Annotated in this window: 24 protein-coding genes; 11 read left to right on the forward strand and 13 right to left on the reverse strand. The window is 51.0% G+C overall.

Annotation, left to right across the window (positions count from 1 at the left end):
- The first annotated feature begins 9 nt into the window (after positions 1-9).
- Positions 10-642: a hemolysin III family protein gene (locus HZ996_04105; GenBank protein ID QTN38359.1), complete on the forward strand. Its 633-nt coding sequence runs from the start codon at positions 10-12 to the stop codon at positions 640-642.
- On the opposite strand, the gene HZ996_04110 is transcribed toward HZ996_04105, so the two are convergent.
- From HZ996_04110 to HZ996_04165, 12 genes are all read right to left on the reverse strand, one after another.
- Entirely contained in the window at positions 639-1,106 is a 468-nt protein-coding gene (locus tag HZ996_04110; GenBank protein QTN38360.1) for a hypothetical protein, read from the reverse strand. The genes HZ996_04105 and HZ996_04110 overlap by 4 nt on opposite strands.
- A gap of 9 nt (positions 1,107-1,115) precedes the next feature.
- Positions 1,116-2,021, reverse strand: a complete 906-nt coding sequence (locus HZ996_04115) for an SPFH domain-containing protein (protein QTN38361.1) — start codon at positions 2,019-2,021, stop codon at positions 1,116-1,118.
- A gap of 2 nt (positions 2,022-2,023) precedes the next feature.
- The gene (locus HZ996_04120) at positions 2,024-2,503 is read right to left on the reverse strand and encodes a GNAT family N-acetyltransferase (GenBank protein QTN38362.1); all 480 of its coding nucleotides are present in this window, start codon (positions 2,501-2,503) and stop codon (positions 2,024-2,026) included.
- A 2-nt stretch (positions 2,504-2,505) separates the two neighbouring features.
- Positions 2,506-3,621: an endonuclease/exonuclease/phosphatase family protein gene (locus HZ996_04125; GenBank protein ID QTN38363.1), complete on the reverse strand. Its 1,116-nt coding sequence runs from the start codon at positions 3,619-3,621 to the stop codon at positions 2,506-2,508.
- 12 nt (positions 3,622-3,633) lie between these two features.
- Positions 3,634-4,065, reverse strand: coding sequence for a thioesterase family protein (locus HZ996_04130; protein ID QTN38364.1), 432 nt, complete (start codon positions 4,063-4,065; stop codon positions 3,634-3,636).
- A 9-nt stretch (positions 4,066-4,074) separates the two neighbouring features.
- The gene (locus HZ996_04135; protein QTN38365.1) at positions 4,075-4,593 is read right to left on the reverse strand and encodes a DUF4199 domain-containing protein; all 519 of its coding nucleotides are present in this window, start codon (positions 4,591-4,593) and stop codon (positions 4,075-4,077) included.
- Between the two features lie 102 nt (positions 4,594-4,695).
- On the reverse strand, positions 4,696-5,103 hold the full coding sequence (locus HZ996_04140; protein QTN39998.1) for a response regulator transcription factor: 408 nt from the start codon (positions 5,101-5,103) through the stop codon (positions 4,696-4,698).
- Positions 5,104-5,132: 29 nt separating this feature from the next.
- Complete coding sequence (locus tag HZ996_04145; protein QTN38366.1) at positions 5,133-6,986, reverse strand: T9SS type A sorting domain-containing protein; 1,854 nt, start codon at positions 6,984-6,986, stop codon at positions 5,133-5,135.
- 18 nt (positions 6,987-7,004) lie between these two features.
- Complete coding sequence (locus HZ996_04150; protein QTN38367.1) at positions 7,005-7,355, reverse strand: DUF1801 domain-containing protein; 351 nt, start codon at positions 7,353-7,355, stop codon at positions 7,005-7,007.
- Positions 7,352-8,269, reverse strand: a complete 918-nt coding sequence (locus HZ996_04155; GenBank protein QTN38368.1) for an NAD(P)H-binding protein — start codon at positions 8,267-8,269, stop codon at positions 7,352-7,354. Before HZ996_04155 ends, HZ996_04150 begins: the two co-directional genes overlap by 4 nt.
- Positions 8,270-8,297: 28 nt before the next feature.
- A complete protein-coding gene (locus HZ996_04160) occupies positions 8,298-8,657 on the reverse strand; it encodes a hypothetical protein (GenBank protein QTN38369.1) in 360 nt (119 codons plus the stop codon).
- Complete coding sequence (locus HZ996_04165) at positions 8,654-9,463, reverse strand: SOS response-associated peptidase (protein ID QTN38370.1); 810 nt, start codon at positions 9,461-9,463, stop codon at positions 8,654-8,656. Before HZ996_04165 ends, HZ996_04160 begins: the two co-directional genes overlap by 4 nt.
- Before the next feature lie 102 nt (positions 9,464-9,565).
- Between HZ996_04165 and paaI the strand changes: the two genes are divergently transcribed.
- The 6 genes from paaI to HZ996_04195 all read left to right on the forward strand — a co-directional run bounded on the left by paaI (position 9,566) and on the right by HZ996_04195 (position 17,460).
- Positions 9,566-9,988, forward strand: coding sequence for a hydroxyphenylacetyl-CoA thioesterase PaaI (gene paaI, locus HZ996_04170; GenBank protein ID QTN38371.1), 423 nt, complete (start codon positions 9,566-9,568; stop codon positions 9,986-9,988).
- Between the two features lie 9 nt (positions 9,989-9,997).
- A complete protein-coding gene (locus HZ996_04175) occupies positions 9,998-11,206 on the forward strand; it encodes an acetyl-CoA C-acyltransferase (protein QTN38372.1) in 1,209 nt (402 codons plus the stop codon).
- Positions 11,203-11,793 (forward strand): transferase hexapeptide repeat family protein, encoded by a 591-nt coding sequence (locus HZ996_04180; GenBank protein QTN38373.1) that lies wholly within the window; start codon positions 11,203-11,205, stop codon positions 11,791-11,793. The genes HZ996_04175 and HZ996_04180 overlap by 4 nt, the downstream gene beginning before the upstream one ends.
- A 16-nt stretch (positions 11,794-11,809) precedes the next feature.
- On the forward strand, positions 11,810-13,195 hold the full coding sequence (locus HZ996_04185; protein ID QTN38374.1) for an alpha/beta hydrolase: 1,386 nt from the start codon (positions 11,810-11,812) through the stop codon (positions 13,193-13,195).
- A gap of 135 nt (positions 13,196-13,330) precedes the next feature.
- Positions 13,331-15,274 carry an LruC domain-containing protein gene (locus HZ996_04190; protein QTN38375.1) on the forward strand — a complete coding sequence of 648 codons (1,944 nt, stop codon included), beginning with the start codon at positions 13,331-13,333 and terminating at the stop codon, positions 15,272-15,274.
- A gap of 245 nt (positions 15,275-15,519) precedes the next feature.
- Positions 15,520-17,460, forward strand: a complete 1,941-nt coding sequence (locus HZ996_04195; protein QTN38376.1) for an LruC domain-containing protein — start codon at positions 15,520-15,522, stop codon at positions 17,458-17,460.
- 91 nt (positions 17,461-17,551) lie between these two features.
- On the opposite strand, the gene HZ996_04200 is transcribed toward HZ996_04195, so the two are convergent.
- Positions 17,552-18,529: an aspartate-semialdehyde dehydrogenase gene (locus HZ996_04200; GenBank protein QTN38377.1), complete on the reverse strand. Its 978-nt coding sequence runs from the start codon at positions 18,527-18,529 to the stop codon at positions 17,552-17,554.
- Positions 18,530-18,604: 75 nt separating this feature from the next.
- On the opposite strand from HZ996_04200, the gene HZ996_04205 reads away from it, so the two are divergent.
- Genes HZ996_04205 through HZ996_04220 form a run of 4 tightly spaced genes read left to right on the forward strand, consistent with a single transcriptional unit; the run spans position 18,605 to position 24,295 of the window.
- Positions 18,605-21,091: a lamin tail domain-containing protein gene (locus tag HZ996_04205; GenBank protein ID QTN38378.1), complete on the forward strand. Its 2,487-nt coding sequence runs from the start codon at positions 18,605-18,607 to the stop codon at positions 21,089-21,091.
- 47 nt (positions 21,092-21,138) lie between these two features.
- Positions 21,139-23,187, forward strand: a complete 2,049-nt coding sequence (paaZ, locus tag HZ996_04210) for a phenylacetic acid degradation bifunctional protein PaaZ (protein QTN38379.1) — start codon at positions 21,139-21,141, stop codon at positions 23,185-23,187.
- Positions 23,187-23,528, forward strand: coding sequence for an antibiotic biosynthesis monooxygenase (locus tag HZ996_04215; protein ID QTN38380.1), 342 nt, complete (start codon positions 23,187-23,189; stop codon positions 23,526-23,528). The genes paaZ and HZ996_04215 overlap by 1 nt, the downstream gene beginning before the upstream one ends.
- Positions 23,525-24,295 carry an enoyl-CoA hydratase/isomerase family protein gene (locus tag HZ996_04220; GenBank protein QTN38381.1) on the forward strand — a complete coding sequence of 257 codons (771 nt, stop codon included), beginning with the start codon at positions 23,525-23,527 and terminating at the stop codon, positions 24,293-24,295. Before HZ996_04215 ends, HZ996_04220 begins: the two co-directional genes overlap by 4 nt.
- Positions 24,296-24,320: the final 25 nt, after the last annotated feature.

Here is a 24,320-nt window from a genome sequence, read left to right on the forward strand (position 1 = left end):
ACGAAGGGCATGAGCCAAGAATATACCGGAGCGCATGAACGCGCCAACACCTTAACGCATTTGGCAGGCTTTATTTTTGGCCTGGTTGCTTTTCCCTTATTAGTACAGCACATTTTGAGCGGCGATGCTCGGCCTTTGGACCCCGTTGGAGCGGTGGTTTACGGGATCGGCTTTTTGATGGTCTTTGGTTTTTCTTCGCTCTATCACTATCACCACGAGCCGGCGCGCAAACGCCTGATGAAGATCTGGGATCACATCAGTATTTACTTCCTGATCGCCGGGACCTATACGCCTCTACTCATTCACTACGCCAAACCGGAAGTCCAGACCTGGATGCTCGGAGTATTGTGGGGATTGACCGCTTTCGGAACGGTATTTAAGATCTTTTTTACCGGTCGCTTTCGCCTGATTTCAACGGCGGTGTACGTGGCCATGGGCTGGTTGATCGTCTTAGCTCCAGCCTCTTTTCGACAGGCCATTCCCGATGAACAAGTCCTGTGGATCATTATAGGAGGAGCCTGCTACACCATAGGAGTGGTGTTCTACTTAGTAGAGAAAATACCCTTCAATCACGCCATCTGGCATGTCTTTGTCTTGGGGGGTGCCATTTCCCATTTTATTGGGGTGTGGCTGATGTTTTAGGGAGCGTCGACAAAGGTGACCGGTCCGCATTGCGAGAAGGGCAGCATGGCGGGTTCGGCTAGAGGAATGCTGTTTTCCTTCAAGAAGCCTTCGAGCAACTCCGGGAATCGATAGTAGTTGCTTTCTTCCATAGAACCAGCGAAAAACTTGTATAGGATGAATTGAACTTCTCCCTCTGGGTTGCTGTACAAACGGACAAAGGCGCGCGTCGGTTTCCCCCAGCGATAGTCGCGATCATTTAAGTACGTGCTGAAATCCGTTAGAAAGTCAATCCACTCTCCTTGGAACTCTTCAAGGCGATCGCCCATAACGGGTGAAATCGAATCCGGACCTAAAGCTGGCGGAAAAGCAGCGTCCAACGAGTCGATCAGTTCGGCGTTGGGATGATCTTGCAGGTTAATGATCGTCTGAGCATTCACAAATAGCCCGCCCAAGAGGGCAAGCAGAAGTAATCCTTTTTTCATTCTAGGTTTTTATTTCTTGGTCGGAGGTGTTGGAAAGTCCTTCGTAGCCGCAAGGCTGGCCACCATGCTTTGAAGCATATCGCTGGCTGCGTTCGGCGAGTTCGGCATCATCACCAGGTTGCTGTTTGCATTTTCACCAACGCTTTGAAGCGTGTCATAGTGTTGGGTGATGACAATTAAGGCGGATGCTTCTTGAGAATTGATGCCCGCTTGATTCAGGACCACAACGGAGTCTTCCAGTCCTTTCGCGATTTCTCGTCGCTGATCAGCGATCCCTTGACCCTGAAGGCGTTTGCTTTCAGCTTCCGCTTTGGCCTTCGCCACAATCTTGATTCGGTCCGCTTCCGCTTCAAATTCCGCTGCTACCTTCTCGCGCTCTGCGGCGTTGATTCGGTTCATGGCGTTTTTCACCTCTTGATCTGGATCGATATCCGTCACTAGGGCTTTGACGATGCTGAACCCATAGGTTTCCATGGCCTGCTCCAGCTCTCGTTTGATGGCGATGGCCACGTCATCTTTGCGCTCGAAAACGTCGTCGAGTTTCATCTTTGGCACCTCGGCCCGAACGGTGTCAAAGACGTAGGAGGTAATCTGATCCACGGGATCACTCAATTGATAGAAGGCATCGTAGACCTGTGTAGGACGTATCTGGTATTGGACGGAAACCTTCATTCGAACAAAGACATCGTCCTTGGTCTTGGTCTCCACGAGGACGTCGAGCTGCTGAATTTTCAAGCTCAACCTGCCGGAAACGCGATCGACGATGGGAATGCGAAACTGAAGACCGGCTCTACGAACGCTCTGAAAGCGACCGAAGCGCTCAACGACAGCTGAGGTTTGTTGTTTGACCACAAAGATCGAGCTCACAATGAAGAGCACGCCAAGAATGGTAAATATGAGGGAGAAGAGGTCCATAATCAGAGGTGTTTTTCCATTCTAAAATTAGTCAATTTCACGCCTTTTCTTTCTACCTCATTTTCAGCAATCTCCATAAAACCGAAGGCTTCAAAAAAAGGCTTGGCCCAATGGCTGGCATCTGAAAAGATCCGGTCGTAATTCCGCTTCTTCGCTTCTTTTTCCAAGCCTTTGTACAAGGATTTGGCCACTCGCCGGCGTTGGTATTCAGGGTGTACATACAAAACATCCAAATACCCATCCCAGCACAGAGAACCAAAGCCGATGAGTTTTCCTGTTTCGTCTTCTGCGACCAAGAAGTAATCATCGCGAATCTTGCGGTGCCAGCGATCTCGGTTGTCCGTGCTTTCCTTCCAGACGGAACGTTGCTCTTCTGAGTAGTGGTCTTCTCCAGCGTCAATGGACAATTGAAACACCTCGGCTATGGCACGAAAATCGTGCGGTTCCCCGCGGCGCACTGTTGGTTTCCAATTGCTTATCACGACTACAAGTTACTCAAATACCGCTGGCTATTGTTAATTTTTATTCGGGCCCACATCAAGTGATGATCGCTCATTTGATAGGTCCTCCAGGTCTTGTAATAGTCGAGTAGGTCGGTTTGGGTTTCGCACTTCTTTCCATTCGAACTGGCCTTCATTTCGGAGAGGTAGCGCGGACCGTCCTCAGACCGAAAAACCGATCCGAAAATATCGAAGAGCCCTGCGTTGTTGTTCTTCGGGTTTGCCTCATCGATTTGATCGATGTACTCCAGCGTACTAGGATCTGTGATGAAGGCGATTTGATCGTAGAAATGATCCTGACCAATATTGCTGGGGCGCTGTAGCTGAGCTGGAATCTCAAATCCGTGATCCAATAGGGAATGCATGGTCTGATGTTCCGGACTCACGATGTTGAAGTCCCCGAGTAGAATCAAGGACCGGTTGTCGCGCTTGAGGTCCTTCGAGGCCTTCTCTTTCAAATACTGCGCGATCCCCGAGATCTCTTGTACGCGCTCTTGAAGCTTGGCCCCGCTGCTGCTGCCGTAGTAGATGTGCACCGTGCAGATGTCAAATTTGAACCAGCCGCTCTGGAAGCTCACAATGAAGGGCGTCCGCCGGAACTGTTTTCCGCCCACCACTTTCTTTCCATCGACTTTAAACTCCGTCTTGGAAATCAACTTGGACGGAGGGAGTACAATCTCCCCGGCAATATTCTTGAATCGGACTTTGCGCTTGTCAAAGACAAAGGTCATTCGCTCTCCATTACCTCCGGCGCGTATGTCCGATACGTCCGTGGCAATATAGTCCCACTCGGGTCCGAGGATACGCATGACCTTTTTGAGCTCGTCGAGCTGATTGACTTCTTGCACCGCCACGAGATCGAAATGGGCAATGATCTCCGCGATGTAGTAGAGCGAATCTTTGGTGCGTTTTCCGAAGCCCTTCCGGCTCTTTTTGTTGAAGTCTCGGATGTTCCAGGTGGCAAGGAGCAAGTGCTGTTCCAGATCCTTGTCTGGAATCTCCGACTCCAATTGCGTTTTCAGGCGCAGCAGATTTTGCGCCACTTCGGTCCGATCTACGGCGTTCCGGAAATCGCGCCGCAGGTCAAAATAATAGGGCATGTCGAGTTGTTTTTAGGTCCACTCGAAACCTTCCGCCTTAGGAATGCGATCCATCATCGGAAGCGCATGTTCAGGAGGTGTCGTCAATTTTCGCTTTTCGGTGTCGATGAAGGCTCCGTCGACCACCAGAGTAGCGACTAAGTCTTCACCGCGCTTGAAATGATGCACAAAACTGAAGCGCCCGCCATTTTTGGCGAGCTTCAGTGCCTGAAGATCCACGGTGATGGTATCTCCAAAGCGGATTTCGCGCCGGAAGGTGCACTCTTCTCGGAAGAGCACCGGCCCGATTTTGTTCTGGGCAAAGAATTCCAAGGTAAAACCGGCAGCGCCCAAGCCCACTGTGCGCAATTGAGCGCAGATATCGTAGTACACACTGTGGCGTACGTGAAAGTTGGGGTCTAGGTCACTCCAGCGAAATTGTACCGTTGTTTCAAATGGGTTCATGAAAGGGTTTTATACAGTTGCAGAACGTCTTAACGTGATTCCAGAAATGAGGGAGATGACGAGTCCCATCAGGAAGGTGGTGGAGGCCATAACGACGGCGTAGATCCATCCATTGGTCATCATAACGGCACTGCTGTCCATTTGTGCAATTTCCGCTTCAGAAGATCCATTTTCAACCATGTACTCTCGGTAGAACACAAAGAATTCTTCCAAAAAGCCTGGCTTGATTACTTCATATACGAGTACATTTCCGAGGTAGAAGACCACGGTCGAAACGACGGTAATCAAAAGGCCTGCTTTAAATCCATCTCCGAAGGAATAGCCTCCCGAAGCTTCTTTACGATGAGCGCGAACGCCAAAGAAAACCAAGGACATACACAAGAACATAGTTGTGTAACCAACAACCTCTCCGGAGGCCATATTCTCAGGCTGCAAGAAGCTGTCTGGACTCACCACCATGGGTCCGAGGAAGAAGATTGTAGCGGCTAATCCGCTGTACACGCCGAATCGAGTAGTTACTTTTTTCATAACACAAGTTTTTATGGGTTCAAGGCTTCAAAACTGCGATGCACCCACCAACAACACCTCCTCCGAAAGTTGGATTTCACCGAAGTCCTACTAAAGTAGGAGTTATTTTTTGACCAGCACGGCCCACTCCAGGGCGTTGGCTACGGCCTGAGTGCGGCGCTTGGCATCGAGCTTCACCAGCAGATTCGACACGTGCGATTTCACGGTCGTTTCCGACACAAATAGTCGTTCGGCAATTTCTTTATTCGATAAACCCTCCTGAATAAGTTGAAGCACTTCCAGCTCCCGCGTGGTGATGCCTAGCTCCTCAATCTTACCTTGATCTACCTTTTCCGACGCTTTGCGCAGCGAATTTTGGCCCTCTCGGGCCGATGCGTTCCTTTGCCCCAGCCACAAGCCAACACCACCCGCAGCCAACAATGCGGCCGACAACCACAATTCAAATCCACTGGACACCCGATAATAAGTCAACTCACTCAACTGAATGAGCATCAGAATGGCCCCGATCATAAGGCCGCTGATCAGCAGAATCTTCTTCACTAGTGTTGAATCAAGATTTTGTGCACCTCGCTGTGTCCTTCGTTGGACAAGTGTAAAGTGTACCACCCGGCGGGCAGCTCATGAGTCTCCAACGCGCCCATGGAAAGCTCCCCTTCCAGGGCCGTTCGGCCCAAAGCATCATAGACCGCATACTCTTCGGCTTCTCCTCCCTGAACTTGAATCTGATGATCGGCCGGATTGGGATAAGGCGTCCAGCGCTTGAGGTCTTCCTCTTCCAAACTGGAAGGATAGGAAACCCGATAGACCCGAGTGATCTTGGCCGGAAGATTCGTCACTTCAAGCACGTTTCCTCCTGCAAAACTCCAGACGAAGCTGTTCGCTGGTTCCACGACGTCATAAAGCAGAACGGTTCCCGCATCAGCTATCATGGATTGGACCGCAATATTCACCGAGGAGATCGTCGTATCGCCCAAGTTGGAAACCACGATGAAGGGGTTGTCCATAATGGGATTCAAGGTCAGTCCTGATCGTTCGTAGGCCAATATGGAGCCGGGAATGCTTGTGAAGAGCGGCTTAAACTCACCGTATTGCAGGGCGTGTTCTCGACTGCGAATGTTGATGAGTTTGCGGTAAAGATTCAAAAGGGACTGAGGGTCTGCGCCCAAAGTTTCCACATTATAGTTCACGTAGCTGAGCGGCACACCTTGCCAGGCCGTCCCGGTCGTAAAGCCCGCATATGGTGGAGTGGGATTCCACTGCATGGGCCGGCGAATGTTGAGGTGATCGCCTTGACCCACCATACCGACTTCTTCACCATAATAGACATAGGGGATGCCGGGAAGAGTCAAGTATATTCCTGCGGCGGCCTTCATTTTGGCCACATCGCTTTGGAAATTGGTGAAAACGCGATTCTGATCGTGGTTGCTCAAGAACACCCCATACTGCAGCGAATCGTAACTGCCTTGAACGGTATTCATCTGACCGCTTATGGCCAGCGGATCGCCGACGTTGGCACCAAACTGTAGCGCATTGGCCAAGTCAAATTCAAAGCAATAGTTGAAGCGATCATTGGTCGCATAAGGCACCACATTGGCGGTATTGGTCCAAGCCTCACCAACGGCCATGGAACCGGGCTTCAGACTGTCCATGATCGCCCTAAATTCTTGCCAGTAGGCAAAAGTCTGAGGCTGATCTTCTAGCTGATTCCCATTTTCATAGAGGTACTTGACCGCATCGCAGCGGAATCCATCTACACCCACGGTATTGAGCCAAAAGTCCATAATGTCTACGATGGAGTCTTTGACCGCAGTATTGGTAAAGTTCAGATCCGGCATTTGGTCCCAAAAGATGCCGTAGTAATGCGTTCCATCGTTTGAGTTTTGATGCCACACGTTTTGGCCCCAAGGGCCAGAGTAGCCCGGATTCGTGGCACTCCACCGGTAGAAGTCCCGGTAAAAAGGATCACCGTTGCGCGCTGCCTGAAACCAGGGGTGTTGGGCCGATGAGTGGTTCAGGACCAGGTCAATAATAACCTTAATGCCTCGGTTGTGCGCTTCGGTCAAAAAGTTCTGGAAATCCGCCATGGTTCCATAGTCCGGATTGATGCCATAATAGTCCGTTACGTCGTACCCGTGGTAGCTTGGTGAAGGGTGAATGGGCATCAGCCAAATGGCGTTGATCCCGAGGTCAGATGTGGTGGCTGGATTGTTGTCGTTCAGGTAGTCTAGTTTGGCCGTGATTCCGTTGAAATCGCCAACGCCATCTCCATCGCTGTCGTAGAAACTGCGGACAAAGATTTCGTAAAAAACGGATTCATTCCACCATCCGGTGGGGTCTTGAGTGAAGCCCAAAAACGGGGCGGAAAGACAAAGGAAGAGTAGGAGTTTTCGCATACCCCGAAGATAGGGAAATCAGCCTTGAAAGCCGTCCAAGTGGGCCGCTTCAAAAAGCAGTCCACGGGCCAACGCTAAATCGGGAAGAACTCCGGCAGCAAAGGTCTGATCCGGAAGGTCCGCATGGCTGAACCCAAGGCGAACTCCCTGGTCAACCTTCCCCCAAGGCAAACTCGCAGGCCAGATGAAGAACATACGTTTGTGACCAAAGTAGAAAGGAGCGTTGTAATTCAGTCGTTCTTCGACTCCGGGCAAGCAATCAAAAATGAGCTCGCGCAAGGCCTCTACCACCATCAGTTCCTCTTCGGGAAGGTAGTCGAGAAAGTCTTCGACAGTTTTGAATTTAATGCCTGGCTGAAATTGATTCATGCGTGCTCCACCATGTAGGCGATTTGATCCTCGATGGGAGTTGGCGCCATGCCAAAGCGCTTTTCGAATTTGCTGGAATCAAAATGGTAGTCCCGATCGTATTGATAAATCATCTCCTTTATTTCCTTCATCACTGGCATAAACCACCCCAAGGGAGTCATCATGAATGTGGGCAGGACCTGAAGCTTGTTCTTGGCCCCAAAGGCCTCCGCGATCTTAGCCGTCCAGTCCTCGGCGGTCAACCGCTCTGGGTTCGAAGGCATGTGCCAGACCTCTCCGAAGGCATCATCCGTGTTGCCGAGTAAGGCCACAGCCGCTCCCGCATCTGGGGTAAAGGTGAAGTTGTGCACCTTGTTCTTGGCGGCCAACCACTGCGCGGGCTTTCCCTTCTTCAAATTCTCGACAATGGTGGAATAGGGAACGCTATTGGGTGTGGTGCACATAAAATCCGCCGCGCGGGCGATGAGTGTATCCACCTCACCTTTCTCATGCGCCTCTTGAACCAACCGCGCCACATGTTCGCGAATCTTCCCTTTTTCGCTGGTTGGACGAATGGGCGTTTCCTCCGTCATACCATCCAAGTGATCACGATCGTACATATAGACATTGTCGAAGAAAACGAGCTTGGCTTTGTGCCTACGGCACGATGCTATTACGTGCTCGATAAACGGAACCCAAAGCTGCTTCCAAACAGCAGTCTTATAGGGAAATCCAATGGTGACATAGACCACTTCCGATCCGCGCACCGCGGCATTCACCTCATCTGGATGGGTGAGATTGGCCGCGAAGACCTCGTCCGTATCGTTGATTTTGACTGGGTTTCGCTGAACCAATCGAATGTTCTCGCTGTAGTCGATGAGCGACTTGGCCAATTCCTGACCTACGGCGCCACCAGCGCCCAAAATCGTATGCATGACCCAAACTTTTTTAGAAAGATACGACCTATCCTGGATTTTTGAGGTGAGCCGCTGCGGCTTCTCCCGGGGGCCGAAGCAAACCATCGCGCCGTAGGCGCAAAACCCGCTCCGTATTGCCCTTGGTCCAATGGCTATTAGGCCGACGCGGCCCGAAGAACATCACGTAGGTGCGCTCATCGCGGGAGCGCTTGCGGCTATCAATCCATCCGAAACAGAGCGCTTCGTTTAGGGCGTCGTTGTAGCTCAAGGGCTGGGGGCCTTTCGACTTTTTGAAGAGGACGAGCCATACGCCGGCATCGTCGTGATGTTGTTCCAGCCAGTTTCGCCATTCGCCGGCAGAATGCACCTCGAGCACGCGCTCACCGTTCTCGATTTTCACCTTCATTCGAAGTCCAATCGACGTTGCCTCGCCTGCGTGTGGCCCATGCCCTCGAGCTTGAGATCCGTCTCGAAGCGGTATTCGTACTCGGGAATGAGCCGCTCTCCTGTTGGGCGGAGCAAGTCCAATCCCTCGGCCCGAGGGTTCTTGATCGCCGGGTCAATGGGATAGGCGTTCAAGCTTTTCGGATCGCCCGGGATCAGTAGCGAAGTCACATCGCCCAGGGGGAGGTCATTGCTCAGCCAAGCCGATTCGTCTTCTGGTCTGAGAATCAGGGGAGCGCGGTGGTGACCAATCTTGTTTAATACTCCATAGGCTGCCGTGGTGATGATGGCGAAGCTCGACACTTCTTCGCCCGTATCTTTATTGACCCATTGGTCCCAAATTCCGGCGAAGGCGAAGGGCCGTTGTCCATCGCTCCGATAGACTACATGCGGTTTGCTCAGGCGTTCCTTTTTGGGGCCTTCCAAGTAGGCGTCGGCGGGGACCAAACAGCGCTTGCTGCGGATCGATTGCCGAAACATTGGTTTGCTGATGATGCCCTTGGTTCCGTGAAAGTGTGGATCGTCTTCCTTGTTGTGATCGCCCTCGGCCCGCGCGTTGAAAACGTACATAGGCTTCTTGGCCCAGAACGGGGTAAAACCAAAAGTGAAGAACTGCAATTCACCCGGCGTTTCATTCGTAATGACCGGAGTCTTGCTTCCAGGGCCAATATTCGCCCGAATCTGATAGCCCGTGGGCTGCGGGGCCACCACATTGAAGCGCTTTTCAATGACAGTCAATTTCGAAACGGTTACGTAGCGGCCGCACATAGTGGAACTCTTTGTTTCGAAGATACCTAATTCCCGAGGGACTATCGCATCGAGCCGTAGGCTCAGAATCGATGGGTAAATGTGAAAGGTTATCTTTGCCCTATGGCCGAAGAACCCCTGCACTCCCGCGTCGTAGACGCGATGTACAATAATGATGCTTTTAGCCAATGGCTGGGTATTCGCCGCGTGGAAGACGGGGCGGGTAAGAGCGTGTTGGAGATGACGGTGCGCGACGAAATGACCAATGGATTTGATATTGCGCACGGGGGTATTACCTACTCCTTAGCGGACAGCGCCTTGGCCTTTGCGAGCAACGGACACGGTCGGCAGTCGGTCTCGGTGGAAACCTCCATTTCGCACGTCAAGCCGGTCAAAAGTGGAGACGTCTTAAGGGCGGTCGCCACGGAGCGCAGCTTGGGGAACAAAATCGGCATCTACGACATATCCATCACGAATCAAAAAGACGAAACGGTCGCACTTTTCAAGGGCACGGTGTACCGCACTGGCCAGGAGTGGGACGTTTAACACGATACTATGCAAGACGTATTCATCATTGACGGCGTGCGATCGCCGATCGGAAACTTCGGTGGAACTTTAGCGCCTTATCGGGCCGATGATCTCGGAGCTCATGTGCTTCGCGCCCTTCTGGACCGCAATCCGGATTTGGACCCCAGCGTTATTGAGGACGTGATCATGGGCTGCGCCAACCAAGCTGGTGAGGACAACCGGAACGTAGCGCGCATGTCCTTGCTCTTAGCTGGATTTCCATACACTGTCGGCGGTGAAACGGTAAATCGCCTCTGCGCTTCAGGAATGGCGGCAGCGGTCAACAGTTACCGCGCCTTGCAAAACCAAGACGGCGATGTCTACGTCGCTGCAGGAATGGAGCACATGACGCGCGGACCTTGGGTTATTTCGAAAGTGTCCAAGCCCTTTGGACGCGATGCTCAGATGCACGACAGCAGCTTTGGCTGGCGCTTTATCAACCCCAAAATGGAAGAGCTCTACGGGACCGATGGTATGGGGAATACCGCGGAAAACCTCGTTGAGATGTACGGCATTTCCCGCGAAGACCAGGATGCCTTTGCCCACTGGAGCCAAATGAAGGCCACCGGCGCTCGCGAAAGCGGACGCTTGGCCGAGGAGATTGCGCCCGTGATAATTCCGCAGCGCAAAAAGGACGATATCGTCTTCAAAGACGACGAATTCATCAAGCCGACAACCACCCTAGAAGTTTTGGCCAAGCTCCGCCCCGCCTTCAAGCGCGAAGGAGGAAGCGTCACTGCCGGAAATGCCAGTGGTTTGAACGACGGAGCCGCCGCGCTTCTCATGGCGAATGAAAACGGCGTCAAGGCGAATGGCCTAAAGCCCATCGCCCGCATTGTCTCGGCCGCCGTTGCCGGTGTGGAGCCGCGCATTATGGGCATTGGACCGGTATTCGCTTCGGAGAAGGCCCTCAAACGGGCCGATCTGACCCTCGACGACATGGACATCATCGAGCTCAACGAAGCCTTCGCGGCGCAGGCCCTTTCCTGCACGCGCCAAATGGGCTTGGCCGACGACGATCCGCGCATCAACCCGAATGGTGGAGCCATCGCCTTGGGTCATCCCCTCGGCATGAGCGGAACGCGCCTCCTCCAAACTGCGGCCCTCGAGCTTCAGAAAACAGGAAAACAATATGCCCTCTGCACTATGTGCATTGGAGTGGGTCAAGGATACGCCACTATCATTGAACGGGTATGATCTACGAATTCAACGGTTTCAAGCCAGTCGTTCACGAAACGGCCTATGTGCACCCTCAAGCCAACGTCACGGGGAATGTGATCATTGGCCGAGATGTATATGTCGGACCCGGCGCCGCCATCCGTGGCGATTGGGGAAAGATCGTCATTGAAGACGGCTGCAACGTTCAAGAAAACTGTGTCCTGCACATGTTCCCGGGCAAGACGATGATTCTCAGTGCCGGTGCGCACATCGGACACGGCGCCATCATCCACGGGGCCAACATCGGCGCCAATACCCTCGTCGGCATGAATGCCGTGGTCATGGATGATGTCCAAGTGGGCGAAGGCTGCATTATCGGAGCGCTGTGCTTTGTCCCCGGCGAAATGGTCATCGAAGACCGCAAGGTGGTCGTCGGGAACCCCGCCCGCATCGTCAAGGACGTCAGCGACGATATGCTCGCCTGGAAAACCGAGGGCACCAAGCTCTACCAAGAACTGCCCGCCGAGATGCGCGACACCCTCCGAGAGTGCGAACCACTGCGCGAAGAGGAGCCCAATCGCCCCATCCAGAAATCCGACTATTTTACTTTGAAGAAGACCCGCTGAATGATACCTTAGAGGTATGATGCGGAAACTTTTCACTTTACTCTTAAGCCTCTGCGCCTACGGCGCGATGGCCCAGTCTCCCGTTGTCGGCGATTGGCTCGGAAGTCTACAAACCCCCAATGGTTCTATCCGAATGGTGCTCCACGTGGTGGAGGCAGAAGGCGGCGGTATTTCCGTCACCATGGATTCGCCCGATCAAGGAGCCTATGGCCTGCAAACCGACACTGCTTTTTACTCCGAGGGAACGTTCGTCTTTAAAGTCGATGCTGCAGGCGTCAACTATCAAGCGGGTGTGGCCGATGGTGAAATGCGTGGTACGTTCAAACAAGGAGCTTTTGAACTCGCCTTAGATTTTGAGAAGTCCAATGCGCCCATTGGTAAGGACAAACGTCCTCAGGATCCAACCTTACCCTATGACTATGAGTCGGAAAACGTTCAGTTCCGAAACAAGAAGAACAAGATTGACCTAGCGGGAACTTTGACCTACCCCTATGGATCCGGTCCCTTCCCAACGGTAATCCTGATATCGGGTTCTGGTCCACAGGACCGCAACAGCGAGATTTTCAACCACCGCCCTTTCTGGGTCTGGAGCGATTTCCTCACCAGCAAGGGCTTTGCGGTCTTCCGTTACGACGAGCGCGGAGTAGGCAAGTCTGGTGGTAAGTTCGCCACGGCAACCTCACGCCATTTTGCGAATGATGTTGAAGCGGCTATGGATTATCTCAAGTCCCGGGGAGATGTTGTGGACAAGGACGCCATCGGACTGATGGGCCACAGCGAAGGAGGTATCATTGCACCGATGGTAGCCCAAGAGCGAAAAGACGTGGCCTTCATGGTCTTGTTGGCTGGACCAGCCATGCCAGGTCGCGATATTCTTTTGGATCAAAGTGCGCGCATATATCGTCAGGCCGGAATGTCCACAGAAGACATCGAAGAAAACGAGAAGATGATGGGAGAGCTGTACGATCTCTTGGATGACGGAATGGAAGAAGAAGCGCTGCAGGAAGCCATGAAAGCGGTCATAGCTGGCTACGCAGAGGGAGAATCAGAAGAAGATATAGCTCAGGCTCAAGACGCCATTATGCGTGAAATAAAAAGTGCCTGGATGCGTGAGTTCATTCTTTACGATCCGCGTCCTTCTCTAGAGGCTGTGGAGGTACCCGTTTTGGCCCTTTTTGGAGAGAAAGATGTTCAAGTCTCTCCAGAGCTGAATAAACCGGCCTTGGAGGCAGCTTTAAAAAAGGCCCCGATTAAAGATTTCCAGATCATGGTCATGCCAGGTCAAAACCATCTTTTCCAAACCTGTACCACCTGCGCCATCAGCGAATACGGGCAGCTCGATGAGACGGTGAATGAAGAGACCATGAAGCTGGTTATGAAGTGGTTGCGGAAGCACAGCTGATATTCTCGTAGCGAGAAAAAATACCGCAGCGAGAATTATTCTTGCATAGATAATTGCCTAAGTGCTTTAAATTCAGTAGTTTAACGTTTTGGCACTGTTTTGAACCACCTAAGTGTAAATTTTACACCCCAAACCATGAAAGCACTCAAATTATTTTTCTTCGCGGTACTGATTGTATCGGTAGGATGTAAAAAGAACAACAACGACGATGACAACGAAGGCGGACTTGCAGCCTTTGACTACAACACCTCAACATCAACCATCGTAGAGATCGGTGCGCCTGATCATTTAGCGGGATCTAGCTTTGGATTGTACACCGCGAATCCTGATAGTGGAGGGCGACTGTTGACGCGTGGAGTTTTAGACGATAACGCCCAATACAGCAATGAGCTCATTCTTCCAACCGCTTCGGAGTCTGTCTTCTTGAAGACCTGGTATATAGGATTGCCGGGAGATGTAGAAATCCCGATCGTCAATGGACGTGCTTCCGTGGAGCTTTTGCCAGAAACGGGGCCCGATACACCCTACATGGGTGACCCTCAGTTCATCCCGATTCCAAGAACCAAGAATTCTAATACGGTGATCGGGTATATGGGAACCTACAATCAGCAAGGGGTGCCTGATTACTTAACCGTTGCCGATAACGTGGACGCGTCTCTTTTGAACGACGTGAACGCTGCGCTCCCGGAATACTATCCTGTTACAACATATAACGCGCAATACTTGGCAAGTGGTAATTCAACGGATATCCAACTTCAGGACTCTTCAGATGTATGGGTCACTTTTGTTGCGGAAGGCGCGGGGTACCGAAATGTGCTTGGTTACTATGTATATGATCAAAATAACCCGCCAACTTCGGCTTCCGGCATAGATAGTATTCATATTATTTTTCCCAATACCAGCTTTGCGGGCTCCGGGGGAGGTTTGTATTCCGGAGACAAGGTATATCTCGGTTCCTTTGGCTCGGATAAGGCAATCGGCTGGGTCTTGTTCCAGAATGCATGGAGAGGAAATACGCAGACCGTCAATTTCAACGCCACAAAATTTTATTCCAATCCGGACTTTAACCCGGAGCAGAATGCAAGCATCCGCCAGCACCTCGTGCAGTTGTACCACACCCAAAGAGACTTGGTACTCATCGGATTTGAAGATATCCCAAGAAACTGGGGTAGCTGCGATAATGACTTCAACGATCTCATTTTCTATGCCTCCTCGAATCCGATTACGGCCATCCCTACTATCAACATGCCGACTATTACAGGGAACACAAACAACGATTCCGATAACGATGGGGTAGATAACAATGCGGATGAGTATCCAAACGATCCTACTCGTGCCTTTACGAGTTACTTCCCCAACGCCAATGACATGTGCAGCTATGCCTTCGAAGATCTATGGCCTTCAAAAGGGGACTATGACTTCAATGACTTGGTTGTGGATGCGCAGTACAAATACGTCTTGGACGCCTCTAATCAGATTGTGGATATTGAAATGGACTTCTATGTCAAGCACATCGGAGCAAGTTTCCACAATGGTTTCGGTGTTGAATTGCCTATTCCGATGGGCAATGTGTCCAACGTTACCGGCTACAACATCACGGATAACTTGGTTACCCTGAACGGATCCGGATTAGAAGCGGGCCAGACCAATGCAGTCATTATCCCCTTTGATGATGCCTTCGACAATTTGGAGGACACCCTCCATATGGTGATCACCTTGAGTGGCACGTACAGTATGAGCTCTTGGAACCAATCAGGACTGAATCCTTTTATCTTCTCTAATGCGACTCGTGGAAGAGAGATTCACTTAAGCGGACGAGCTCCAACAGACTTGATGGACAATACATGGTTCGGCCAAAGCGCAGACGACAGTGATCCGGCAAATGGCCGATACTACAAGACCGCCGATCACGAGCCATGGGGTCTCGAAGTCAATAACAGTTTTCGTGTACCCGTAGAGAAGGTGCGAATAGAGAACGCATACTTGCGTTTTGACAACTGGACCAATGCCGCAGGTTCTCAGTGGAAGGATTGGTACGAAGACAAGCAAGGGTATCGAAATAACGCCAATCTTCAATAAGCGAAGAGTGAGTTACCTTATCCATATAAAGCCTGCAAAGCCTCGAGAAATCGGGGCTTTGTTTGTGTTTAAACCGGCTTTTATCGTTTTCTAGAAAAAATACATAAACGAGAATAATTCCAGAAAAGAGAATATAAACATAGAATGAGAATTGTTAAAGCGTTGTAAATCAGCGCTTTAGTTTTTTGGCACCGTTTTGACAGTACACATGGCGCACTCTAACGAACAATATTAATCAGAGCGTCATGAAAAACATCAGAGCCATTCTCTTCGCAGCCGCAATCCTCCTAGTAGGTTGTAAGAAAGATCTAGAAACTCAGGAGGTCTACACACCGGCTACGGGACACTTTAACTACGAAACGTCTTCAAGTGTAGAAGTAAATGTAGACGGACCCGCCCACTTGGCCGGTGCAGTATTCAGTTTGTATACAGCTCATCCAGACAGCGGAGGCCATTTCTTAGGAAACGGAAGCTTGAATGCTTCAGGTTCTTTCTCAGAAACCGTCATTCTTCCTACTTCCGCCAAAACGATCTATCTAGAGACAAGAACAATTGGCTTGCCCGGACAAGTAACTGTTGACGTGTTCCACGATCGTGCGGATGTCGACCTTCGTACACTGGGGCTGAGCAATCGAGCTATGGATGCAGCCAGTTTAATGGCTATTCCTCCACAAAAGAAAAACGGAAATACGGTGTACAGTTACATGGGTGCGTATAACTATCATGGAGTACCCTCATACTTGTTGCCCCAGGGAGATGTCTTAGACGCTGCCTTTATTTCAGCGTGTAACGCATCACTTCCTGAGAACAACCCAGTTCCAACTGCCAATCCGCATTACTTGGCGACTGGAAACTCCACCGACTTGCGCATTGTTGACTCCGCCGATGTTTGGATTACGTTTGTCCACGAAGGTGCCGGATACAAGAATAGCCTCGGTTATTATGTATATCCAACCAATAATCCGCCACAGACGGCGAATGATATTGACACGATTTTCCACATCTTTCCTAACGTGAGCTTTGCCGGCTCGGGAGGAGGATTGCACAGTGGAGACAAAGTATATCTAGGGGCTTTTGGTGCGGGATATTCTATTGGCTGGGTCATTTTTCAAAATGCATGGAGGACTTTCAGTGGAGTGAATACGAGCAAACAAAAGTTTTACAGCAATCCAGACTTCAACCCGGAAAGCACTCCGGCAAAACGTCAGCACAATGTTCAACTGTTTGATGCCCAACGTGACTTAGTATTGATTGGATTTGAAGACTTGCACCGCGATCAAGGATCGGATGACGACTTTAACGACGCCGTTTTCTATGTTACTTCAAACCCCATTGAAGCCATCGAAACAGGAACCTTGCCTCCAGTTACTAATGGAGGAACAGACACCGATAACGACGGTGTGCCAGATTCGCAAGACGACTATCCAAATGATCCAACGCGTGCGTTCAATAACTACATCCCCTTTGAAGATGGATACAGCAGCCTGGCTTTTGAGGACTTGTGGCCTTCTCAAGGAGACTACGACTTCAATGACCTCGTCGTCCATGTCAACTACGAGGTAGTCACCAACGGATCAAACGAAATAGTCGATATCGAAGCGAAATACTACGTGGCTCACATTGGCGCCGGATACCACAATGGTTTTGGGGTACAAATGCCCGTAACACCTGCACAGGTGACTAGCGTAACAGGTGGAAACATCACAGACAATTTAGTGACCATCGGACCTAACGGCTTGGAAGCTGGTCAATCAAAAGCGGTATTTATCCCCTTTGATGACGCGCATGACAACCGAAACGACACCATTGCGATGAGCATTCAGTTTGCTTCTCCGGTGAACCGAAGCGGTTTCTTGAATGAAGGATTTAACCCCTTCATCTTTGTGAATGGAACGCGCGGGCGAGAAGTACACTTCTCCGGTGAGGAGCCTACAGACTTGATGGATGTGACCTTGTTCGGTCAAGCAGCAGACAACTCAGATCCAGCCAACGGTATATATTACATCACTGCTGATAAGAAGCCTTGGGGTTTGAACATCAGCCACGACTACCGCGTGCCAGTGGAAAAGCAACGTATCGAAAATGCGTACCTCAAGTTCAATGCTTGGGTAGCTAGCGACGGTATGAATTTCAACGACTGGTACGAGAACAAACAAGGTTATCGAGACGCCACGAAGCTGCAGTAAGCGCTTCGCACAGACGCTCAAAATATTTTTAGGTTAGGTTAATTAGTGTGGTTTGTAGAGGGCCCTGCGCTGTGCGCGGGGCTTCTCTTTTTTACCCCACCAACAGTTCTGCAATTTGCACGGCATTGGTGGCCGCACCTTTGCGCAAATTATCGGAAACGACGAAGAGGTTCAGTGCCTCACGGCACGATGTATCTGCCCGCAGCCTCCCCACAAACACTTCGTCTCTACCTTCGGCAAATCGCGGCATGGGATACTTGTTGAATTCAGGTTGATCCTGCAGCACGACCCCTGGTGTCTCGCTCAAGGTCTTGCGAATCACGCTGAGGTCATAGGGATTTTCAAATTCGACGTTCACCGCTTCAGAATGCCCACCTTTGACCGGGAGGCGAACGGCGGTTGCCGTCAAGCGCAATTCTGGAAGCCCCATAATCTTGCGGCTTTCGTGCATGAGCTTCATCTCCTCCTTGGTGTAGTCGTTGTCCAAGAAGATATCACAATGCGGAATGGCGTTCAGGTCAATAGGGTAGGGATAGGCCTGCTCCACTTTTTCGCCCCGGCGCTCCCCGTCCAATTGATCTACGGCTTTTTTACCCGTCCCCGTCACGCTCTGATAGGTACTGACGATGACGCGCTTGATTCCATAAAGTCGTTGGAGCGGTTCCAGGACCATAACCAGCTGAATGGTGCTGCAATTCGGGTTGGCAATGATCTTGTGCTCCTTGGTGAGCACGTGGCCGTTCACCTCCGGCACCACCAAAGGGACGTCGGGCTCCATTCGCCAGGCACTGGAGTTGTCGATGACCACTGTTCCCTGCTCAGCGAAACGCGGTGCCCACTCTTTAGAGGTATCGCCACCCGCACTAAAAAGTGCGATATCGGGCCGTAGGCCCAAAGCATCTTCCGCTGTCATGACGGTGTACACCTTGTCCTTAAAGGTCACTTTTTGGCCCTTAGAACGGGCCGATGCCACTGCATAGAATTCCGTAACCGGAAAATTTCGCTCTTCCAAAACCTTCATCATCACGGTCCCGACAAGACCCGTGGCGCCGACAACTGCAATTTTCATCTACTCTGTCCTTTAATGACCTCTTAAGGCCCCCAAAGGTAGCAGATTTACACCACGGACGAATTCTCCTCAGATATGAAAAAATGGTTTTTTTACACCCTCGCGTTGATGCTCTCCACTTGTTCTTCGGCCCAAATCTTAGATGACTTTTCGGACGGAAACTTCACTTATTCCCCGCCGTGGCAAGGGGATACTGGGCACTTTCAAGTGATGTTTCAAAGGCTGTTTCTACAAGCACCTGCGCAGACGGATACATCGCAGTTGTCAACCTTGATTGATCCGCCAGATTCCGCTTCTTGGTCTCTTGATTTCCGCTTGGATTTTAATCCAAGCAGTAGCAATTACTTGCGTTGGTATTTGCTCTCATCGGAGCCCAATTTCAACGCGGCACAGGAGGCCTATTTCGTGCAAGTCGGCGGCACCTCGGAAGATCGAATCTCACTGCAAAGAACGATTGGGTCAACCGAAGTTATGCTCTGGGAATCGGGAGTGGATGTGGTGGATTTAGATACGGTTCAGCTCCGTCTACGGGCGACTTACCACGATGGAATTTGGTCTCTCGCTCAACTTCAATCGGGATCGTGGATCCCCCTAGGAAGCGCGGTCGATACACTGAGTCGCCCTTTTCAGAATACCGGTATCTGGTGCCGCTATACCTCCACTCGGTCAGGTCGATTTTCATTCGATGATTTCTCCTATGCTTATTCACCCTGGGTTGACACTTTGGACCCGAGAATTGTCCATAGCACTATTTTAAGCCCAAGCAGTTTGCAATTGACTTTTAGCGAAACCGTTTCCGCCGACAATATTCGACTTCGAAAACTGCCTTTGGGATCTTGGTTTGATGCTCATCCCAACCGGGAGACGGGCGAGATTTTTCTACTTTCTTTGGACCAGCCGATTCAAGAAGGATCCCTTTACCAGATTGAGCTGGCCGAATGGAGTGACTTGAGCGGGAGAACTCTGGATTCTACTTGGACACTGAGTTATTTCCGACCTAAACTGCGGGATGTGCTCATCACGGAGATCATGGCCGATCCTACCCCGCCGGTCCAACTGGATCAACGCGAGTATATCGAACTCTATAATCGGAGTGCTCATCCCCTTGCTCTAAATCGATTGGTGCTTTCCGTCAATGGAATACAGACCAGCCTGTCGGGAAACACTATTCTCGAACCTGGCGCCTTTCACGTGCTTTATGATCTGCCCAGCTTGCCGAATTCAGGAGCTCAAATTTTGCTGATGGACTCCACGGCCAGACTCATTGATGCTGTTGAATATTCACCTAGTATGCATGAGTCCTTTAAGTCCGACGGTGGATGGAGTCTTGTTTTGGCGGATACTTCTCGATCGTGTATGGGGTCAAGGGTTTGGGTGTCGAGCGCCAACCCAAATGGGGGTAGTCCGGGCGAGTGGGAAGTTTTATCTGAGCTTCCTCAGCCGAGCAATCGTTGGCTCAGCTATGGTTATGTCTACAATGAGCTGGAATTACGATGGTTTCATTCTTTAGATTCGGTTTATTGGGCCGAAAATCCGCCGGAAGTCATACAAGAAGGGGTTCTTCTTTCTCGCACCCTCAAAGCCCCCTTTCGAACGGAGCGAATTCAGTTTTCAAAGCCCATGCCGAATGAAGGGTTTCACCTCTATTGGCCCAAAGGTCTGCGCGACTGTCTTGGCCGGTACTTTATGCCGGATACATTGCACGTGTTACCCGTATCTGATCCTGATAGTGGGGATATTCAAATTTCTGAGTTGCTTTTTGAGCCGAGCGATGACCGTGTCGAATGGCTTGAATGGGTGAATACAGGTAAGTACGCCGTTGACATAGGGGATCTTCGGCTCGCAGAATACAACCCGCGATTCATGTCTTTCGATCAAGTGCGAACACCATTCGATCAATCGCTAGTGATGAACCCCGGGGAACGCTGGGTTTGGACGACGGATCCAGAGGAGCTTTGGTCCAGTTTTGCGGAGCTTGATAGCTTTTCGGTTCACGGTACAACGGAGTGGCTTTCCCTGACCAATGATTCCTTATCTGTTGCCTTGCTGACCTCTGGATTCGAAGTCGTTGAGTCCTTTCATTATCGCCGAGAATGGCACGTACCCTTCTTACTGGAAACCGAGGATGTCAGTCTCGAGCGAAGAGACTTCAATTCCTCTGCGCGCTCATCTTCCAACTGGTACAGCGGACCTTCAGCACGGGAAGGAGCGACGCCGACTAGACCCAATTCGCACGCGGAGACATGGCCGCGCTCCAAAGGCCAGGTAAACCCCGAGCTCTTCACCCCGAACGGTGACGGAATTGCGGACTTTACTGTTTTGACCTGGAGCTTTCCCGAGCCGGGCTGGTCAGCAAATGTTCGCTTGATTAACCTCAGTGGACAATTGGTTTTTGAGCATCCGGACAGCGGTATGATGCCCAAGAACATGGAGTGGTCCTGGTCGGGCCAAGGTTTCTCGTCTTATCGATGTGCACCCGGAATTTACATCTGGGTTATTGAAGCACAAGATCCCAGTGGAAAGCGCGAATTCCACCGGATTCCATGCGTTCTTTCTTTTTAGGGCGTTCGCTTTGTCTTATTTTAGCTCCCTACACAAAAGGAGCATCAATGAAACTCAAGAATTACGCCCAAGGCCAATGGGTCGAAGGATCAGGAGAAGGTCAAGCATTATACAACTCCGTGACCGGAGAAGTCGTTGCTGAGGCCAGCAGTAATGGCTTAGACTTTGGAGCCATGATGGACTACGCCAGAGAGGTTGGCGGTCCCGCTCTCCGCAAGATGACCTTTCACGAACGGGGTCGAATGCTCAAAGCATTAGCCCTATTCCTATTGAAGCAAAAGGAAAAATACTACGAATTGTCCTATGCCACAGGAGCGACTCGAGGAGATTCGTGGATCGATATCGAGGGGGGAATTGGAAATCTATTTGCCAACGCCAGCTTGCGACGTCAATTCCCCGATGAAACGTATTATGTCGATGGGGACGCAGCACCTTTGAGCAAGACGGGTTCTTTCATCGGGCATCACATTATGGTACCCAAGAGAGGGGTGGCCATCCACATCAACGCCTTCAACTTTCCTATTTGGGGGATGTTGGAAAAAATCGCCGTCAATCTACTTGCAGGTGTTCCGGCCATCGTAAAACCGGCTACGGTCACGAGTTTCTTAACCGAATTGATGGTCCGTGACATTGTAGAGTCCGGTATTCTGCCAGAGGGAAGTTTACAGCTGATTTGCGGTAGTGCGCGGGGAATTTTGGACTCCGTTACTTCTCAAGACGTAGTGACTTTTACCGGGTCGGCATCTACAGGACGTATGCTGAAGAGTCACCCGCGTTTGGTTGAAGAAGCGGTTCCCTTCAATATGGAAGCCGACTCCCTAAATGCTTCCGTTCTTGGACCAGATGCGGTTCCAGGAACACCCGAGTTTGACTTGTTTATCAAAGAAGTACAGCGGGAGATGACGGTTAAATGTGGTCAAAAATGTACCGCTATTCGTCGCGCGATTGTTCCGGAAGCCTTGCTCGAAGATGTTCAAATCGCCTTAGGGCAACGCTTGGCTAAAACCAAGGTTGGAAACCCAACCGCGGAAGGGGTGCGCATGGGAGCGCTGGCTGGGAAAGTACAGCTTGATGAGGTTCGTGAGAAAGTCAAAGAATTGATGAACGATTCCGACTTAGTCTGGGGAAGTCTAGACAAGGTTGAGGTCACAGAAGCGGATGCCTCAAAAGGCGCCTTCCTTTCTCCACTTCTTTTGGTCAACAGCGATCCGTTCAACAAAACCGCCAGCCACAATGTCGAGGCCTTTGGTCCGGTATCCACCCTGATGCCTTACAAGAACCTGGATGAGGCTATCGAATTGGCCAATATGGGTAAAGGCTCCTTGGTATGTAGCCTGGTAACAGCGGATAACGAGGTTGCTCGCGAGTTCGTGCTCAACGCGGCGGCATTCCACGGCCGAATTCTCATTCTCAATGAGGACTGTGCCCGGGAATCAACGGGTCATGGTTCACCTATGCCGCTTCTGACCCACGGTGGCCCGGGACGAGCTGGTGGAGGAGAAGAGATGGGTGGAAAGCGCGGGGTCTTGCACTACCTTCAGCGAACAGCCATTCAAGGGCATCCGACAACTTTGACGCGGGTCACAAACGTTTATCAACCCGGGGCGGATCGCCCGGAAGCTAATCCTCATGTCTTTCGCCAGCATTTCGAGGACTTGAACGTCGGAGACACGGTGTACACGCACAAGCACACGGTAACCGAAGCGGACATTGTCAATTTCGCTAACGTCTCGGGAGATAACTTCTATGCGCATATGGATGCGACTTCCTTGGACGAGACCATTTTTGAGGGTCGTGTGGCGCATGGATATTTCATCCTGAGTAAAGCGGCCGGACTTTTTGTTGATCCGAAAAAAGGCCCGGTTCTATTGAACTACGGTATTGATGAAGCGCGTTTTACCAAACCTGTATATCCAGGGGCGACTTTGGGTGTGAAGTTCACCGTCAAGGAAAAGGTGGACCAAGAAAAACGCAGCGAAGAAGATATCGCCAAGGGCATCGTGAAGTTCCTCGTGGACGTATATGATGAGACGGACGAAACCGTTGCCATGGCAACCATTCTCACCATGGTGAAAAAGCGCGATCAAAGTTCCTGATGGCACTGGACAGATCGTCCCTAGAGGCGCCATACTACGCAGTCATCTTTTCGTACGCCCCAGGTCCAGACCTCGAGGGCTATGCGGAAATGGATGAGGAGACCATCAACCTCGCACAAACCATGCCCGGATATTTGGGACATGAATCGCGAAACGACGGAGAAGGAACCATTTTCATCTCCTATTGGAAGGACATGGAGTCCATTCAACATTGGGCCCAAAATGAGCGGCATCGCGTAGCGAAATCAGGGGGCCGAAACGGCTGGTACGGCTGGTACCACAGTCAAACATGTCGCGTAGAACGACAGAACTTCTTTGAATTTGAAAAAAAGAGCTCATGAGCATTATTGACGAAGGTCACGTTGCGTATTCTATTGAAAACGGAGTGGCGACCATTGAATTCGGACATCCCAAAAGCAATTCACTTCCAGGTAAAATACTGCGGAAGTTGGCGGAAACCATCACGGCTTTAGGCGCTAATGACGAGGCACAGGTTATCGTATTGAAAAGCGCAGGGGAGCGAGCCTTCTGTGCAGGTGCTTCTTTCGATGAGCTCATCTCTATCGAGGATTACCCAACCGGTAAGGAGTTTTTCATGGGGTTTGCGCGCGTGATCAATGCCGCCCGTACCTGTCCAAAGTTCATCATTGGTCGAGTTCAAGGAAAGGCCGTTGGTGGAGGTGTCGGAATGGCCAGTGCTGTCGACTATTGCTTAGCGACTAAATTCGCCTCTGTTAAACTCAGTGAACTGGCCATTGGAATTGGACCATTCGTAGTTGGCCCGGCCGTCGAGCGGAAAATAGGCACTGGACCCATGACCGAACTAGCCATCAATGCTACGGAATGGCGCAGTGCCGATTGGGCTCGTGATAAGGGACTGTATACCGAAATCTACGATTCGGCCGAAGAATTGGATGAGGCCATTGCCACTTTAGCGGGACGCTTGGCCAAGAGCAATCCAGAGGCCATGTCCTTGTTGAAAAAGGCTTTCTGGAATGGGACGGAACATTGGGATCAGCTCCTCGAAGAACGTGCTGAAATGAGCGGGAAGTTGGTTCTCAGTGATTTTACCGTTAAGGCCATAAACGCCTTCAAGCAAAAAGCCTAAATTCGCGTACCCACCCAAGTTTAAT

The organism is Cryomorphaceae bacterium (genome assembly GCA_017798125.1).
In the GTDB taxonomy this organism is placed as follows: Bacteria; Bacteroidota; Bacteroidia; order Flavobacteriales; family ECT2AJA-044; genus ECT2AJA-044.